Below are 16,433 nucleotides of genomic sequence, written 5' to 3'. Positions count from 1 at the left end.
AAGAACAGGAACCACAGGCCGGGTGCCGCGTTATCCATTCGCTTCAAGACACAATCACGTTCCCGTTGCTCCGGCGCAGACCCACATGCGCCGGAGCTTTTTTTATCGTGCGCCGCTCAAGGCGGCGTAAGGGCAACCGTCGTGATCGGGGCCAACTCGAATGCACGCGCAGAGCGGTATTCAATGAAACGCTGTGCGGCGACGATCATCCCGATCGCAAAGATCGCTGCGAGCGACGCATTGGCCAGTTGATGCATGACGCCCATCTGGAGACTTCCTTTGCTCAGGTCTCAGCACAAACAGGCCAAGCTGTCAGCAGTTCCAGACTTCGGGAAAAACCGGCAAATTCATTTGAACACGATCGAACGCGCGTGAGCGGCCGAGGCCACGATACGAACTAACACCCGCTTGGACGTCAGGCGATGGCAGCGAAATGGCGCCGCACCGAGTGATCGAACTTGGGCTTCGCGGCCGCGGCGATATTGCGGTCCCACCACGCGCCGTAGATGCGATCGAAGGCGAGCGGAGCAACCACGTCGGCGATGCGGCGGACCGCGGCGGTCCCCAGCGGGACATAGTTCGGATAGGAATACATGAAGCTGACGTGGCGCCGATCCATCGCCACCATCGCGATGTCCCCGACGAACAACGCGCCTCGTCCATCGGCGCCGGTCTTCCAGTGCAGCACCGTGGCTCCCGGGAAATGACCGCCGGTACGGTACAGGACAATGTCGGGGGAGAGCTGAATGCAGTCGCCCGACCACGCCACGATCGAGGGGGACGGCCGGGTGACAAAGGCACGATCGTCACCATGAAGATAGATCGGCGCGCCGGCAAAGGCCTCGCTCCAATCGGCGACCGCGCCATAGAAATGCGGATGCGAGACCGCGATCGCCTTCAATCCGCCGAGCGAGCGCACATGGGCGATCGCCGCGTCGGTCGCGAGCGGCACGCAATCCCACATCACGCAGCCGTCGCTCTCGCACAGCAGCAATGCGCGCTGGCCGATCGCGAAACGGGGCTCGATCTGCAAGCCGGGGACGCCGAGATCGTCGCGCCAGATCAGCCGGTGACTCCGCAACATCTCCTCACGACTGAGGAAGCTCTGACCACTCCAGTTCACGAATTGCCGCTCGTCCTCGCAGATCAGGCAGGCGTCGGGTGGCGCGGCCGTATCGGGGAACTGCGCGCCGCATTGGGAACAGGTCCAGAGGGGCATGGTGATCCGGATCGAAACAGGGGACAACGTCGCCACTCTATCACCGCACGGCTCCACCGCCGAGTCGATCGGCATTCCGAATACGCTGCTCTAGGAACTCGTCGACCCATCGGCACATGGACGCATCAGACAGCGATGGCCGCCTGGGTCAACCAGGCGGCCTCGTGTTGCTGGCAAGAGTTTGAAGCCGTCCGCCCCCTACCTGCCGGATAACGCGAGCAGATCGAACTTGTAGTTGACGCCCACCAGAACCGTATGCATCTGCGATTTCAGGCTGACGACGTTCGGACCTCCGGCGAGCGCGGCCGCGCCCGTCAGCGGACCCGTCACACGGCCGAAATCCGCATAGTCATATTCGGCGAATGCCGACCAGTGCCGGTCGAACATCCATTCGACGCCGGCTCCGACCGTCCACCCGGTACGATCAAACGACGCAGTCGCCGATTGGCCGGAGCCGTTGTTGACGACCGCGACGCTCGTTCGCGTCCATGCCGCACCGCCCTTGAGATAGGCCAGGATCGCGGGAGTCACGAGATAGCCCGCCCGCACCGTGGCCGTGTAGAGGTTGTTCGCCGTCGTGCTGGTCGCGAGCTGCGGCACCTGGGGGATGGAGCTGAACGAGTTGATCTTGGCAAAATCCGCCATCGCCTGGATGCCGACGACGAAGCGATCCATCTGGTAGTCGCAGCCGAGTTGCAAGCCGCCGATCACGTCATCGCCATCGCTGGAGGTCGTCACCGGTGTTTGCAGCAGCAACGGCTGGACCGCCGCCGCGCCAACAGCGTTGCCCTGGGCGGGAGGCGGGTTCGGCTGCTGCGCCTGCCCTCCGCCATTGTTGTTCGGCGGAGGATTGTTCTGCGGCCATCCGGGCTTGTTCGGAGGAACAGGCTGCCAGGCGTGTCCGCCGTGATCGTGCTTCGGCCACTGATCTTTTGCCCATTCGTCTTTGGGCCACTTGTCTTTCTGCCAGCCGTCCTTCTGCCAGTCGTCCCTGTCGTGCTTGTCATAGGCCGGCTGCTGTTGCCAGCTGGAGCTGCCCGACTTGTCGTAGTCGGCATATTGTCGCGTTTGCGGCCAGCCGTAGCCGCCATGTGCGTCGTGCCCGTCCTGCCGCAGCCACGTCGACCTGTCATACGCGCCATCCGCGTGCTGCTGCTGCCAGTCGTGACCGCCTGACTTGTCATGGTCGCCGTATTGCCCGATGTGTGGCCAGCCGTAGCCCAAGTCCTTGTACGAGTCCTTGTCGTAGGCGTGTTGCTGACCATGCCACGGCCAGTCATGGTCGGCGTGCTTGTTGTGGTCGTAGTTTGAACCCACCTGTGGCCAACCGTAGCCAGCATCATGGTCGTGGCCATCGTGCTGATCGTAGTGCGACCACTTATGGTCCGGGTATTTGTCGTGGTCGTGATGCTTGCCGTCGTTCCACCCGTCATGATCACCGGGCTGGCCGTGACCATGGTGGTGATAGGGCGGCTTCCATCCACCACCGTTCCCGTTCTGATTGGTCGGCGGCGGCGTGGTTTGCTGGGTCGACCCGCCAGCCGCGTTGGTGGTGGCCGGCTGCTGAGCCGACGCAACATTGGTATTGCCGCTTTGACTCAATGTCTGCTGCTGGCGTGACCATCCATAGCCGACGTTGACGCCGGCATGACAGCCGCTCCACCTGTAGGCGAAGACGCTGGTCGACGGCGGGGGAAGTGGGGGAGGCAGGGCGAGATCGGTCGCCCATACTTGGTTGGTACTCGCAGCGAAAGAAGATAGGCACAGGCACACGCAAACTACGCGACGCATCGAACTCACAACTCCTGAACACGTGCCGCACGAAACGACGAACGCATCAGGAGCGTCAGATTATGTCGCGAACTAATTCGAAAAATGTCAAACGCGTGGGATGCGATTTGACGAGGCTGACGCAACAACATTCGGTTGTGAGTGTTGCATTGGAGCTGCAGAGTCCTGACGGAAGGAAGTAGTTCGCACTCTCTGCTGCAATGGACGTTGACGACGCATCCGTCAGCTAACGCGTAACTTTCGCAGACGTATCCTGAAAGTAGTGCGACGTTGGAGGCTTCAAAAAAAGGCCAACACCGGATGCGACGACCGGCTCGCACGCGAGCCATACATCTTCAGGTAGAAGACATATCGACTGCGACAGATCGGAGATGTAAACCGGTGTCGCGAGTCAGGTACGCCGAGGGCTGTCTGAGTTGAGATCTCGATGCGAGGTCTTTGTGACTTGCTCAACGCGTTGCGACGCACATAGACATCGACGACACGAACCATCTCGCTGCGCGCTGACGACGGCCCGCCTCGGCATTCATCCGGCAAGAATGCGAAGGATGAGTCGCGGCTGACGCATCGGGCCGCGGCCAGCGTAAGCTCGCGCCAGCGAGCCTCTCCAACTGCATTATGCCGTGATCGCGACGCACCCTCGCCGCGCGGTCGCGCGGCTTGTGATCAGAGTACGGCGAAGATGGTGCATTCGTTTGGCCGAGCTGCTTCACGATGACAAACATCGCGCGGGTCTGCGGCGGAGTCCTGCTCCGTCGCAATCAGGCAAGTTCTCGACGGCGGTTGGCGCACCCGCGGCCAGCGCCTTCGACGTCCAGCGCAGCAGCATGTTGGAGAGCGGCTCAAGCGCGCGAGCTGTCAGGTTGTCTGCCGGCGTCCGCGGCGCGTCGCACGCTGTCGCGCATCCTCGCCGCTATGGAGCACGAGGGCCCAGCGACGGCGAGGACTCCACAAGCGCCTGCGACTCGCCCGCCCTGCTCTCGATGAGCACGGGCTGGACGCGTCGGCCTTAGTAGAAGGTATGGATGCGGTCGAGATTGGCTTGCTCTAGCCGGCCCGCGCCTGGCGTCGGCGGCTTTGGCTTGCCCCAGTCACCTACAGCACGATGGGATCAGGTTTGATCACCATAACGCTACAAGTTCTTGTCTTAAGCACGATCTCCGCGCAAACGCGTTCCGCGTTTGTGGCGAGGGAGAACCGCTGCGCACCTTTCCGGATCATGGTCCAGGCGACGAGCGGCACCGTTACGACGGGCTATTGCTCCGCCGCCAGGCGGACGATCTGGCGGCCGCCATTCATGTCGCGAAGCTGGTTGACGTAGTCCTCGGGACGTGTCCAGCGGACCGGGGTCTTCAGACCCATGAATTCCGCGATGCTGCCGATGAACGACGTGCAATTCGCCGTCTCGGCGTTCCACACCGGCGAGTCCGCCTGCAGTTTCTTGATGTAGGCGAACACTCTCTTGGCGTCGGCTTCGTTCAGGTAGACACGGTAGCTCGCGGTCAGATAGTCCGGGTCGAGATCGCCATAGCTGGCGCCGGTCTCGGACGGCACGAAGGTGAAATAGCCGATCATGTAGGCTAGCGTGTCGCCGGCCGGCGTGAGCCCCGCCACATCGACCGCCCGCTCGCTGGTCTTGCCGTACCAGACGAAGGCGTGGCCCCAGCTCGCGGCAGTGCGCGCTCTGAAGTCGACATAATAAGGTCCTTTGGCCTCGCGCGCGCGCCGTTCAGGCGCACCCGCTTTGGCCTCATGTCGGCTTGGGGCGTGCACAGGCCGTGCAGACGCTGTCTGCACGCCGCAAGACAGCAGCAGTGCTGCAATGGATATTCCGACCAAGCACGAACGCTGCATGGCAAGCACGCCCCAAGATAGATGATAGTGGGCCAGAAGACTGGCCGGGCTCAGTAAGCGCGGCGAACCACGGGGCCGGCGACAACCGGGCCTTTGCCGATCGGCGCTTTGCCGATGGGGGACTTGCCAATCGGAGCTTTCCCGATCGGCATCTTGCCGACGGCGGCTTGCTCATAAACCGGCTGAGGGTGCGGCAGGTCCGCAGCATGCGCCACGGTTGCCAGCGCGAGCAGGGCGCCCGCGGCAATCACGAATGTCTTCACGCAACATCTCCTCGAGGTTGGACATGGCCCCAGCCCCTCCCCGATACCGTGACCATGCACGGCGGAATGCGTCGAGAGTGGGGCAATCGCGAGTTCGTGGCGTGACACCGCCGGCAAGTGCGACCAATATGTCACACGACGGGTTCCATTCGCGCACTTTATTAATGCGGTTCATCAGTGCGCTTCGCCCAGGCGGCAGGTGCGCAAAATGCGGCGATGATCAGGGATTGCGCCGGGAAAACGACACGGCGTAAGCGCCGTTCCGGACGTCGATCATCGGATCATCGGACTCCTCGATCCCGTCGGTGAGCTGCCCCGGCAGGAACAAGAGCTTCTTCTGCGCCTCGTCGCTATCAGGCAAGGCCTTGTCGATCGTCAGCACGCCGAGCTCGACCAGCTTGCGGTCGTCGGGCCAGGGCTTGGCCGGATCCTTGGTGGAGTCGCCGGCCGCAGCGAGCTGGGCCTTGAAGTGAAACGTCACCGGCCCCTGCTTCAACCGTGCCGGCAGCTCCTGCATCAGGAAGTCCGGTGCCCGCTTCGCAGCCTCAGCCTTGTCCAGATGCACCACCTTGTCGGGCACCATCTGATAACGGATGGCCTGCCGCTCGCCCGCCTTATTGACGAAGACGAACGCATTGATGCCGAAATAGGCCTCGTCGGCAAAGCTGTCCGGCGTGGCGACGGTGCCGAGGGCGGCCGGGACGGTGGGGTGGCTCGCAAAGAACTGCTCGACTTTCGTCGGCTTGGCCGCATCAGGCGGGCTCTCCGCAATCGCCACCAGCAGGTCGCGAAACTCCTCGCCGGTCGACACCGGGAAGAACTTGAGCGAATTGATCACGATGTCCGTGTCGCTGCCGTCGGGCAGATGAAACTTCACCGCCATGCCGTGCGGATTGGCGTCGTCGGAGCCGTCAGGCAAATTCGGCACGCCCGTGGAGTCCGAAAAGCGCACCGTCACCGGAACCTCAGTGCCGCCGAACAAGACCGCCCGGCTCAAGCCGGCGGCGTCCGGAGATGCCTTGAAATGTCCCTCGACCACAACGCCCTTGGCATGATTGGCGCGGAACCCGGCATGGACCCCGAATACCTTGTTCATCTGGTTGACGAGCTGTTCCTCGAGCGGCGCATCCTGTGCCAGTGCAATGCCGGGCAAGGCCAAGCCAAACCCCACCAGCGCGGCAACGACTTTGCAATTCGTCATTTTGCAATTCGGCATGAGGAGCTCCTCCTGTCACCAGTGCCCAACATAGCACGACAGCTCGGCGACATGAGCGACTTTCGTCTGCGCAACTCTCGGGCGCCTCATGAGCAGGGTCACCGATCATTCGGCGGGCCCCGTGCCTCACGCGCTGCATAAGCGCGTGAGGCCGGATCGTGGGAGCGACTACTGAGTGACCTGAGTGGCAACGACGCGGGGGCCGGAGCCGGGCGGCAGGCAGGTGAAGGTCACTTCCCTGCCCGGCGTGGCGGCCGCCGCGCGCAGCGCGGCGTCTGTCAATGAACTCCCACTGGCTGTCGTGAAGGTCTGTGACGCCGGGGCATACAGATAGTTCACGACGGCTCCGTTCGCGACGACGCTCGCCACCAGGTCGCACTCGGTCACCTGGCCGCCCAGCGCCAGCGAGGTGAACTGTGCCCCGGCGCGCTGCTCGAGCAAGGTGACGCGGGCCGCGGCGGTGGCGAGGTTGACGTTGTTCAGCGTCACCTGCTGTCCGACGATGGGAGCGAGATCGCTGTCGAACGCCAGCACATATTGCTCCACATCGCGCCGCGTGGCGTCGGGATTGACCAGCGGAAAGCCGCTGTTGAGCGTCGGATTGAACACCAGCGCATTGAAGAAGCTGAAGATGGTGTCGACCGAGCCCTCATTGGTGAAGCCGAAGCCGCGGATCTGCGGCCCCATATTGCCGGTGTCGCGTCCGTTGAAGAAGTAGACCGCCGGCATGCCGAACATGCCGACCTTGGTGTACATGTTGCGCAGGTGCGGGATCTTGAAGATCTGGTCGATGCCTTCGAAGCTCGCATTGGTGCTGGTGCCGAACTGGCCTTTCGACGGATCGAGCGCGTGGCAGCCGTTGCAGGTGAAGGCGGACAGGCCCAGCACCTTGCCGAGGCCAGGCACGTCGAGGCCGTCGGCGGGACGCTGGCCGCTGTAGAAAGCCGCCCCGCGGCTTTGCGCTGCTGTCAGCGAATTGTCCAGATTGCGCACCGGATTGGGCGGCAATTGGACCTGCAGCGCGAAGTTGGTGAAGGCCTGCATCTGCGCCGCGGTCGGCGCATTGGCCGTCCCCAGCAGTCCCTGGAATGCGACCTGGAAGTTGTTGAAGGACAGGTTCTCATCGGTCGCATTGACGCCAAACACACCATTGGCGCGGTCGCCACGCCAATGCATCGCCCCCGCGTGCGCAAGCCCACGCAGGGTCTGCGTGGTCATCGGCCCCTTCATCGGATGGAACACGTTGACGGCGTTGGTGCCGTTGAGCGGCGTGGTCACGCCGAATAGCAGCTTGCCGAGGTCGATCGAGAGCTGGTCGCCGAGATTGACCGGGATCGGGTTCGACGTCACCTTGCCGCTGGGATTGCCGAGATCCCAGGCGAGTTCGTCCTTGTCGCCGAAGGTATGACAGCTCGAGCACGACGCCTCGCCGTTGCTTCCGAACGGGCGGGCATCGTACAGCATCGGCCGGCCCTGGACCACCGAGGCCGGCTCGGGATTGGTCATGGCAACGCTCGCGACCTCGCCGCGCGACCCGAGATTGACGATCTTCACCGCGTTGTCGAAGCGGGTCAGGGCGTAGAGCTGGTTGCGGCTCTGGTCCAGCACGACGCCGCTCGGTCCGCCGCCGCTCAGCGAGATGTAGCTGGCGCTCGCGATCGTCGGGTCAAGGCTGTTGCTCTCCAGTGCGGCGGTGTCGAGCACGCCGATCTTGCTGGAGCCGAACGCGGCCACGTAGAGCGTGCGTCCATCGGCCGAGACCGTCATGCCGGTCGGCGTCGCCAGGCTGTGCTGTGCCTGACTGGGGTCAAAGCCCGAATCTCCCGGCAGCAGGCCGTAGTTGATGTGGCTGTTGAGATGAACTGGTGTAACCGACTGACCGGAGACCACGGTGATGCGGGACTCCGCGAGGTGACCGGTCACGGCGTGTCCGGCGCTCCGCGTCGGATCTTCGAAGCGAACCTGGTTCTCTGATTCGGTGTTCGAGACATAGAGATGACCGCTGACCGGATTGGCGACCATGTTGAACAGAGTGGTGCCGACATGGGCCACGGCGCCGGTCTGGGTCAGCGCATTGGCATCGATGGCAAACACGTCGGTGTCCGGCAGGCTGAAACGCACCGAGTTGTCCCAGACCCGGTTGAGCTCGTCCTGCCAATGACCGGTCGTGTTGTTGAACTTGACGATCTCCGACACTTTTGGCGCCGGCTCGCCTGACGTGTCCGCCGCCGGGCCGAGGTTGCCGCCGGGGCTGATCGAGAGGTCGATCAGCAGACAGCCCTGCCTGGGATTGAAGCCGTCGCAGATGCGCCCCTCATTGATCGCCGTGGTCTGGTTGCCGGTCTCGAAACCCGCGACATAGACCGTATTGCCGTCCGGACTGACCGCGAGCGCGCGCGGCGTGTCGGTGAAGAAGCTCATGATCCGGACCGGCGTTCCTCCCATCGTGGCGCCGAGATTGTTGGGATCAAACACCCAGACGTCGGCACGAGGGACGCCCGGCGTGGTGAGCTGCGGGTCGCCGGCCCCGGGAACGCTGGCGATCGACGGATCGGTCCGCTGCTGGCCGCGGTGCGCGGTGGTGATGAAGGCCAGGCCTTTGCGCCCGGCAAAGACGATGTCACGCGGCTCGTCGCCGACGAGCAAGGTGCGCACCACGTGGGGAGTGCCTTGCAGCGAGACGATGCTGATGCTGTCCGACAAATGGTTCACGACCCAGACCTCGGTGTCGCTGCGGGCGGCGACCGCGACCGGCTCCAGGCCGACCGGGACATGAGCGGTCTGTGTCAGTGCGCCCACGCCGATCTGGTACGCCTCCAGGGTCCCGTTCGGCGTATTGACCGCGAACAGCGTGCTGCCATCGGGCGATGTCGCCAGTGGCCGGACCTGCCCGCTTTCGAATGTGATGAAATTCGGCGGTGACGCGGCGCCGGCGGAACTCACCAACAACGGCGCCCCCAGCAGCACGCTCGATGTTGCGATCGCCAGCGCAAGGGCCCGTCGCGTCGCGCCGATCAGCGGCCGCAAAGACTGTGTCATGACCTTGATCTCCCTCACCCATTTTTTTGTTTCGGGGCAGGACCCTGGTCTCGATGATGTTGAAGCAAGTTTCCGCCCCACAACCAGACATAGCAGGCCGAGTTTGATCAGTCACTCACAAAAATGATCACTTGGTTTTTGACTCGCAGGCGCGAACACCGGCGGCCTTCATAAATTCATCATGCAGGCGGGTTCGCGGCTTTGCGGCGCTGCAACGAATAGGTGCCGTCGATGCGGCAGGCGACGCGGCGAACTATGCGGAAAATCTACGCGGCATCAGGATCATGGCTCCACAGTCCGGTCGACAGCACGTCGATGAGGCGCTCGATCGCCTCCGGCTCCGGCAGGCCGAGATGCTGGTTGCCCAGCATGTGCCGCTCGATCACGAAATAATTGTAGAAGAACAGATAGATCGTCGCCAGCACGAAGGCCGGGTCCTGTCCGCACCATCCAGGGCGGCGCTTCGCGCGGTCGAGCACGGGACCCAGCAGATAGCGGAACTGGGCCGGGATGTCATGAAACAGCGCGGCGAAATGCCGGTTCTTGAACTCGATGACGTCGATGAACATCAGCAAAAGGAACGCGGCCTCGTCATAGACGATGGATCGCACTGCGGTGGCGAGCAGCCGCAGGTCACTGCGCGAGAACGGATCCTCGATCAGCGTGATGACCTGACGCGTGAAGGCGAGCATGCAGGCCTGGTAGTTGCGGACCAGGCTCTCGAAGATCTTCTCCTTCTTGGGATAATAAGTGTAGATCGCCCCCTGCGAGACGCCGGCTCTGTCGGCGATGTCGCGAATGTTGGTGCCGTGGAAGCCCTGGGTGGTGAAGAGCGCGAGCGCCGCGGCCTCGATCGCCAGCTGATTGTCATCGGGCCGGTCGGGAGCGATCTGTGGCAGGAACAGCATCGGCACCTTGATCCGGTCCCTGCCCTTGTGCTTGGCGTCGTCCTTGCCTTTGCGGCCCGATTGGGCGGACATGGTCGGCGGCGAATGCCATAGCCGGCCGCAGAGCAGCCGGATGAACTCGATCCGATCCCGCGCCGCCTCCTCGAGCAGTTGCGGCTGCACGCGCGTGTCTCCAGCCTGGCGCGACACAGCGCCATCGATGCCGGCGAGCCGCGACCACAACCCGCCGTACAGCAGATCGACAAAGCGCTTGATCGCCAGCTCGTTGCTGACGCCCAGATGCTGGTTGCCGCGCATATGCTTTTCGATCAGGGCGAAGTGGAAGAAGTAGTGATAGACGGCCGCCAGCACGAACGCCGGATCGTGTCCGCGCCATCCCGGCCGGCGCTCCGCCGCCGTCAAAGCCGTCCCGACCATCGCCCGCATCCGCGCCGGGAGATTGTCGAATGCGCCCTGGAAATGCTGGAATTTGAATTCGATCACGTCGATCAGGACCAGCAGCAGAATCTCCGGCTCGTCCTGCATCTTGGTCCAGATCGCCGACGCGAACGCCCGCAAATCGCGTTTCGAGAGAGGGTCCTTGAGCCGTCTGACCGTGGCGTCGATGAAGTGGTCGAGCCGTGCGCGGTACTGCTGCGCGAGCTCGCCAAAGATCGCTTCCTTGCTGGGATAAAAAGTGTAGATCGCGGCGGAGGAAACGCCGGCCCGGTCGGCAATCTCGCGGGTGTTGGAGCCGTGAAACCCTTGCGTCGTGAACAGCGCCAGCGCCGCCCGTGCGATGCGTTCGCGCTGGTCGGACGGCGGTGGATGGCTGTCCCGGCGGGACCTTGTGCGCTTATCGGTCATTAAGATCATCAGTTATAAAACACGAGTGCAGGGCCATTGCCCCTGACGGCGCCAACATAAGAGTTCGGAGCTTTCGAAATGAAAAACATACAAGTCATCGATGGAGCGGACAACTGCGCATACGACGTCTTCGCGGTGACAGACGAGGAGTTCAGGGTTTTGTTTCCTGTCCCGGGTCAGGATATCGAGTTTATTGAAGACGCTATCGAACGGGTCGGAGATGATCAGCTTGGCGCGATGATGCGAAACGTCTGGGCGCGCCGGCTCGAGAAGCCGCACGTGATTGGAATCCACGGGACAGTGTTTTACGAGCTTTTGGGGAAGAAGAAGTATTATCCACACAAGAGAGACGATGACATAGACCGCTGAGCCCGCAGGACGAATCAGCGCAGCGTGATCCGCCGCAAGACACGCTTGCGGTCCGGCGCGTCATGTCCCTATTGTAGACGCGCATGACCCGTGTCTTCATCCTCCGCGAGGCCTCGTTCCGGATTTGGGATCCGTTGCACATTCGGCCGGTCCATTGGGTCGGGCGCGATCACCGCGCAGCATAGATTGAGGGAGCATCACCTGTGTCCGAATCGCAAAGCTTCCCCATCGATAAGATTCGCGTTCCCGAGAAGATGCGGCACGCGCTCAAACCCGAGATCGTTGAAGAACTGGCCGAGAGCATTCTGGAGGTCGGACAACGCGAGGCCATTCTCGTCCGCCGTGAAAAGGACCACTTCGTTCTGGTCGAGGGCCTGCATCGGCTGGAAGCCTGCAAGGCGCTCGGCGAAGGTGCGATCATCGGACAGCTGATCTCAGCCGAGGCGGCCCGCCAGAGAGACCTCCCGCCTGCACCCATCGATCCCGAACGCGAGAAGATGGAGCGACTGAAAAAACTCCGACTCGAAAAAGAGGCCGCAGAGAAGCTCGCCAACACGTCAAGAGCTGTCTCAGACGCGGACGCTGCGACGCGCCGGCGCGCGCACGCGGAAACAACGAGCCGGAGCAAACTCACTGCAAACTCGAAACCATCGCGTCAGGAGCGGGGATCACCACCCAGGACATTGTCGGACTGGATCAAGCAACAGGAACGCAGTGGCGGTCGCTATTGACCGTCCACCGCGCGACCGGCCTGCCCCTGTTCTGCCCCTGAGTTTCATTCACAGCAGCCCGTGGGATCGCGCCCGATGGTCCGCGCCAGCACGTAACTTATGTTAAAGAACTTGGAGCTAGGGTCACGCTTGCGAGCAACTGACACAAGGCTGACCTCCACGGGCAATGGACGCTTCCTGGTTCGGTTTGCAGGGCATGGGACGACATGTCGCATGTCCCAGCCAGAGCAGGTTACCGATTTGACTGAGTAACGGTCGCCTTCCGACTGTCGCTCCGTATTTGCACGGGCCTCGCATTAATAACAATTAGCATCTGGTTCCATAGGGTTCCACGCAATGGCTGTTGGGCTGCTTGCGTGTGCACCAGGGTATCCCCGTGCGACCGCTCTCCCAGCGCCTCACCGATGCGCCCGTGGAGACTGCTATGTCATCTGCACTACCCGTCCGCCTCAAACTGACGATCGGCATCAAGCTCTACGCGTTGATCGGCCTGAGCTTCATCGGCCTGATCGGCCTTGCCGCCTTCAATTCCAGCGAGCTCGCAGCCAGCCTCAAGCAGCAGAAGCAGCTTGAGCTTCAGCATCTCACCGAGCTTGCCCTCGGCATTTTTGCCGAGGAGTATGACGCCGCGCAAAGGGGGACGATCTCGGTCGCCGATGCGCAGAAGCGGGCGCTGGAGCGCGCCTCGCAGCTACGCTACGGCGGCAACGAGTACTTCTTCGTCACCGACATGAGCGCGCGGATGCTGATGCATCCGATCTCGACCAAGCTGGTCGGCCAGGACGTCTCTGACATGAAGGATCCGAACGGCAAGAAGCTGTTCATGGAGATGATCGATGTGGTGCGGCAGCATGGCCGCGGCTTCGTCAATTACGACTGGCCGAAGCCGGGCTCCGAGGCGCCGCAGCCCAAACTCACTCATGTCGCGGGCTTCGCGCCCTGGAATTGGCTGGTCGGCACCGGCGTCTACATCGACGATCTCTCGGCACAGACCTGGGCTTCGACCCGGCAGTCCTTGATGGCGGCCGGCCTTGTGCTTCTGATCCTGCTGGTGGTGTCGACACTGGTCGGACGCGGCATCACCGGACCGTTGCATCGGATGACTGCGGTGATGAAGAGCCTCGCCGGCGGCGATCTCGACGTCGAGGTGCCCGGGGTCGGACGCGGCGATGAAGTCGGCGAGATGGCCGGCGCCGTCGAGGTGTTCAAGAGCAATGCGGTCGCACGTCACGCGCTGGAGGCGGAGCAGAAGGAAGCCGAGCAGCGCGCGCTGGCCCGCCGCAAGGCCGATATGTACAAGTTGGCCGACGACTTCGAGGGCGCCATCGGCGAGATCGTCGAGACGGTCTCGTCGGCCTCGTCCAAGCTGGAAGTGTCGGCGGACACGCTGAGCAAGACGGCGGTGCGCGCCGGCGAGCTCGCGACCGCGGTCGCGGCCGCCTCCGAGGAAGCCTCCACCAACGTGCAGTCCGTCGCCTCCGCCACCGAGGAGATGACCTCCTCGGTCACCGAGATCGGCCGTCAGGTGCATGAATCGGCGCGCATGGCCAATGAAGCCGTCGAGCAGGCGAAGCGGACCAACGAGCGGGTGGGCGAACTCTCGCGCGCGGCGAGCCGCATCGGTGACGTCGTCGAGCTGATCAACAGCATCGCCGGACAGACCAATCTGCTGGCGCTGAACGCCACCATCGAGGCCGCGCGCGCCGGCGAGGCCGGACGCGGCTTCGCCGTGGTGGCCGCCGAGGTGAAGGCGCTGGCCGAGCAGACGGCCAAGGCCACCGACGAGATCGGCCAGCAGGTGGCCGGCATCCAGACCGCGACGCAGGAGTCGGTGCAGGCGATCAGGCTGATCTCCGGCAGCATCGAGCGGCTGTCGGAAGTCTCTTCCACCATTGCCGCCGCGGTCGAGGAGCAGAATGCCGCGACCAAGGAGATTTCGCGCAACGTCCAGCAGGCTGCGCACGGCACCCAGCAGGTCTCCGTCAACATCACCGACGTCCAGCGCGGCGCCACCGAGACCGGCTCGGCCTCGACCCAGGTGCTGGAAGCGGCCCAGGGCCTGTCGACAGACAGCAACCGGCTGAAGCGCGAGGTGAGCCGCTTCCTGCAATCGGTCCGCGCGGCCTGACAGGCCCGCAACAAAGCCTACTCAACGAATTGCCAAGACCAACAAATCTCAACGAGTTTGAATCCCTGTCATGATGACCTTCCTCGACTTCCGGCCCCGCAACGCGCTCGTGAACCACACCAGATGGTTTGCACATCGTTCTGCGATCACGCTCGCCCTCTTGGTCGCCACCCCGCTCCATGCCGCGCCCGGTGACAATCTCGCCGCGGTGCGTGACCTCAGCGGCAAGGTCGGTCCCGTCGTCGGGTCGGCCCTCGCCTGCAGCGACATCTCCCGTCCCCGTATCCAAGCCGTCATTGGCAAGTTCCAGGCCGTCATTCGCGACGCGTCGAACAGCCAGGCCGATCGCGATGAGACCACGCGGCTGTTCGATCGCTCCATCGCTGACGGTCGCCAGGCGGTGGCGAACGGGCGTCAGGACTGCCGGCGCGCCGAGCTGCAGCTCGCAGACCTCGAACGATCGATTGGGGCGCCGATCGCGACCGCCGGCGCGTTGCCGGACGCCGCGACCGGACCGCGCTCCGCCGCTGCAGCCGGCGCGACGAGCGCGAACCCTGCTCAGGCGGTTCGCGGCGTCACGGACCGCGAGATCACGTTCGGGAGCGTCGTGCCACTGTCAGGCGCCAACAAGGAATCCGGTCGCCTGCTCAAAGTCGGCATCGAAGCCGCCTTCAACCGCGCCAACGAGGCCGGCGGCGTCAATGGGCGCATGCTCAAGCTCGCCGTCGCCAACGACGACTATGATCCGAACCGCACGCTCGACGCCATGAAACAGCTCTACGAGAAGGAGCAGGTGTTCGGCTTCATCGGTAATTTCGGGACCGCTACGGCGGCCGTCGCGATCCCCTATTCACTCGAGCGCCGGGTGCTGTTCTTCAGCCCCTACACCGGGGCCAACGTCACGCGCCACGATCCGCCGGACCGCTATGTCTTCAACTATCGTCCGAGCTATGCGGAAGAGGCCGATGCGCTGGTGCGCTACCTGGTGAAGCTGCGCCGGGTGCCGCCGCGCCAGATTGCGCTGTTCGCGCAGGACGATTCCTTCGGCGATGCCGGGTTTGCCGGCGTGGCCAAGGCGTATCGCGCCCTTGGCCTCAACGACGCCGCGATCCTGCGCGTCAACTACACCCGCAACACGGTGGATGTGGAGCCCGCGATCAACCAGCTCAAGGCGCAGAAGGTGCCCGTCCGCGCCGTCATCATGGTCGCGACCTCCCGCGCGGCAGCGAAGTTCATCGAAAAGGCCCATGACGCGCTTCCCGGCGCGGTCTTCGTCAACGTGTCTGCCGTCGGCGCCTCGGCATTGGCCAACGAACTCACGCTGCTCGGTCCGCAATACGCAACGGGGGTCATCGTGACCCAGGCCGTGCCCGCCGTCTCCGGCTATTCGAGCCTTGTGCTCGACTACAAGGCCGCGCTGGCGAAACATTTCCCCGGCGAGCCGGCAGACTACACCTCGCTCGAGGGTTACATCGAGGCGAGCATCCTGATTCAAGCCCTGAAGAACGCCGGTCAAGAGCTCAACACCGAGCGGTTGATCGATACGCTCGAATCGATGCGCAACATCGATCTCGGTCTCGGCGCCCGGCTCAGTTTCGGCACGGCCGAACACCAGGCCTCGCACAAGATCTGGGGCACGGTGCTCGACGGGACCGGCACCTATCAGCCGATCGAACTGGAATGACCGGAGTCGCCGGTGCAGGCCGGCCGCGGCTCCCTACGACGCGCGACCCGATCGCGCAAAACTGAAAGCTGCGTAGGGTGGGCGAAGCGCCGCCATCAGACGGCGCGTGCCCACCACCCCGCACACACTCTGTTCTTGCCGCGCCGTCTCGACTCCAAACGCGAGAAGATGGAGCGATTGAAGAAAAGTCCGTCTCGAAAAAGAGACCGCGGAGAAGCTTCGCCAACACGTCAAGAGCTATCTCAGACGCGGACGCCGCGTCGCGCCGGCACGCGCACCCGGAGACGACGAGCCGGAGCAAGCCCACCGTGACCTGCCACTGAAGTTTCATCCAGCGGCGTTTAGAGTCCGAGTGGGTTTTACGCCGATTGGCGCGGGTGGAGCA

General features: G+C 63.5%; 12 protein-coding genes. 4 read left to right on the top strand and 8 right to left on the bottom strand.

The features are described 5' to 3' along the window. Nucleotides 1–116: 116 nt before the first annotated feature. The 8 genes from ACQR1W_RS13065 to ACQR1W_RS13030 form a co-directional block, all read right to left on the bottom strand. Entirely contained in the window at nucleotides 117–266 is a 150-nt protein-coding gene (locus tag ACQR1W_RS13065; RefSeq protein ID WP_175361080.1) for a hypothetical protein, read from the bottom strand. Nucleotides 267–415: 149 nt separating this feature from the next. Beyond that, nucleotides 416–1,219: an MBL fold metallo-hydrolase gene (locus ACQR1W_RS13060; protein ID WP_434851825.1), complete on the bottom strand. Its 804-nt coding sequence runs from the start codon at nucleotides 1,217–1,219 to the stop codon at nucleotides 416–418. A gap of 198 nt (nucleotides 1,220–1,417) precedes the next feature. Further along, nucleotides 1,418–3,010 (bottom strand): outer membrane protein, encoded by a 1,593-nt coding sequence (locus ACQR1W_RS13055; protein ID WP_434851824.1) that lies wholly within the window; start codon nucleotides 3,008–3,010, stop codon nucleotides 1,418–1,420. 1,254 nt (nucleotides 3,011–4,264) lie between these two features. Next, a complete protein-coding gene (locus ACQR1W_RS13050) occupies nucleotides 4,265–4,864 on the bottom strand; it encodes a hypothetical protein (RefSeq protein ID WP_434851169.1) in 600 nt (199 codons plus the stop codon). A 50-nt stretch (nucleotides 4,865–4,914) separates the two neighbouring features. Next, on the bottom strand, nucleotides 4,915–5,127 hold the full coding sequence (locus ACQR1W_RS13045; RefSeq protein ID WP_008967414.1) for a hypothetical protein: 213 nt from the start codon (nucleotides 5,125–5,127) through the stop codon (nucleotides 4,915–4,917). A 220-nt stretch (nucleotides 5,128–5,347) separates the two neighbouring features. After that, nucleotides 5,348–6,328, bottom strand: coding sequence for a catalase family peroxidase (locus tag ACQR1W_RS13040; RefSeq protein ID WP_434851168.1), 981 nt, complete (start codon nucleotides 6,326–6,328; stop codon nucleotides 5,348–5,350). A gap of 183 nt (nucleotides 6,329–6,511) precedes the next feature. Continuing rightward, complete coding sequence (locus tag ACQR1W_RS13035; protein WP_434851167.1) at nucleotides 6,512–9,382, bottom strand: YncE family protein; 2,871 nt, start codon at nucleotides 9,380–9,382, stop codon at nucleotides 6,512–6,514. Nucleotides 9,383–9,648: 266 nt separating this feature from the next. Next, nucleotides 9,649–11,136, bottom strand: a complete 1,488-nt coding sequence (locus ACQR1W_RS13030) for a TetR/AcrR family transcriptional regulator (RefSeq protein WP_434851166.1) — start codon at nucleotides 11,134–11,136, stop codon at nucleotides 9,649–9,651. Between the two features lie 78 nt (nucleotides 11,137–11,214). Between ACQR1W_RS13030 and ACQR1W_RS13025 the strand changes: the two genes are divergently transcribed. From ACQR1W_RS13025 to ACQR1W_RS13010, 4 genes are all read left to right on the top strand, one after another. Continuing rightward, nucleotides 11,215–11,505, top strand: coding sequence for a hypothetical protein (locus ACQR1W_RS13025; RefSeq protein WP_434851165.1), 291 nt, complete (start codon nucleotides 11,215–11,217; stop codon nucleotides 11,503–11,505). Between the two features lie 203 nt (nucleotides 11,506–11,708). After that, nucleotides 11,709–12,236 (top strand): ParB N-terminal domain-containing protein, encoded by a 528-nt coding sequence (locus tag ACQR1W_RS13020; protein ID WP_434851164.1) that lies wholly within the window; start codon nucleotides 11,709–11,711, stop codon nucleotides 12,234–12,236. 424 nt (nucleotides 12,237–12,660) lie between these two features. Then, nucleotides 12,661–14,364 (top strand): methyl-accepting chemotaxis protein, encoded by a 1,704-nt coding sequence (locus tag ACQR1W_RS13015; protein ID WP_434851163.1) that lies wholly within the window; start codon nucleotides 12,661–12,663, stop codon nucleotides 14,362–14,364. A gap of 70 nt (nucleotides 14,365–14,434) precedes the next feature. Next, nucleotides 14,435–16,048 carry an ABC transporter substrate-binding protein gene (locus ACQR1W_RS13010; RefSeq protein WP_434851162.1) on the top strand — a complete coding sequence of 538 codons (1,614 nt, stop codon included), beginning with the start codon at nucleotides 14,435–14,437 and terminating at the stop codon, nucleotides 16,046–16,048. The last annotated feature ends 385 nt before the right edge of the window (nucleotides 16,049–16,433 follow it).

It is taken from the genome of Bradyrhizobium sp. HKCCYLS1011 (assembly GCF_051167795.1).
In the GTDB taxonomy this organism is placed as follows: Bacteria; Pseudomonadota; Alphaproteobacteria; order Rhizobiales; family Xanthobacteraceae; genus Bradyrhizobium.
The sequence above is the reverse complement of the archived record's forward strand: the minus strand, read 5'-3'. Positions and strand labels throughout refer to the sequence as shown.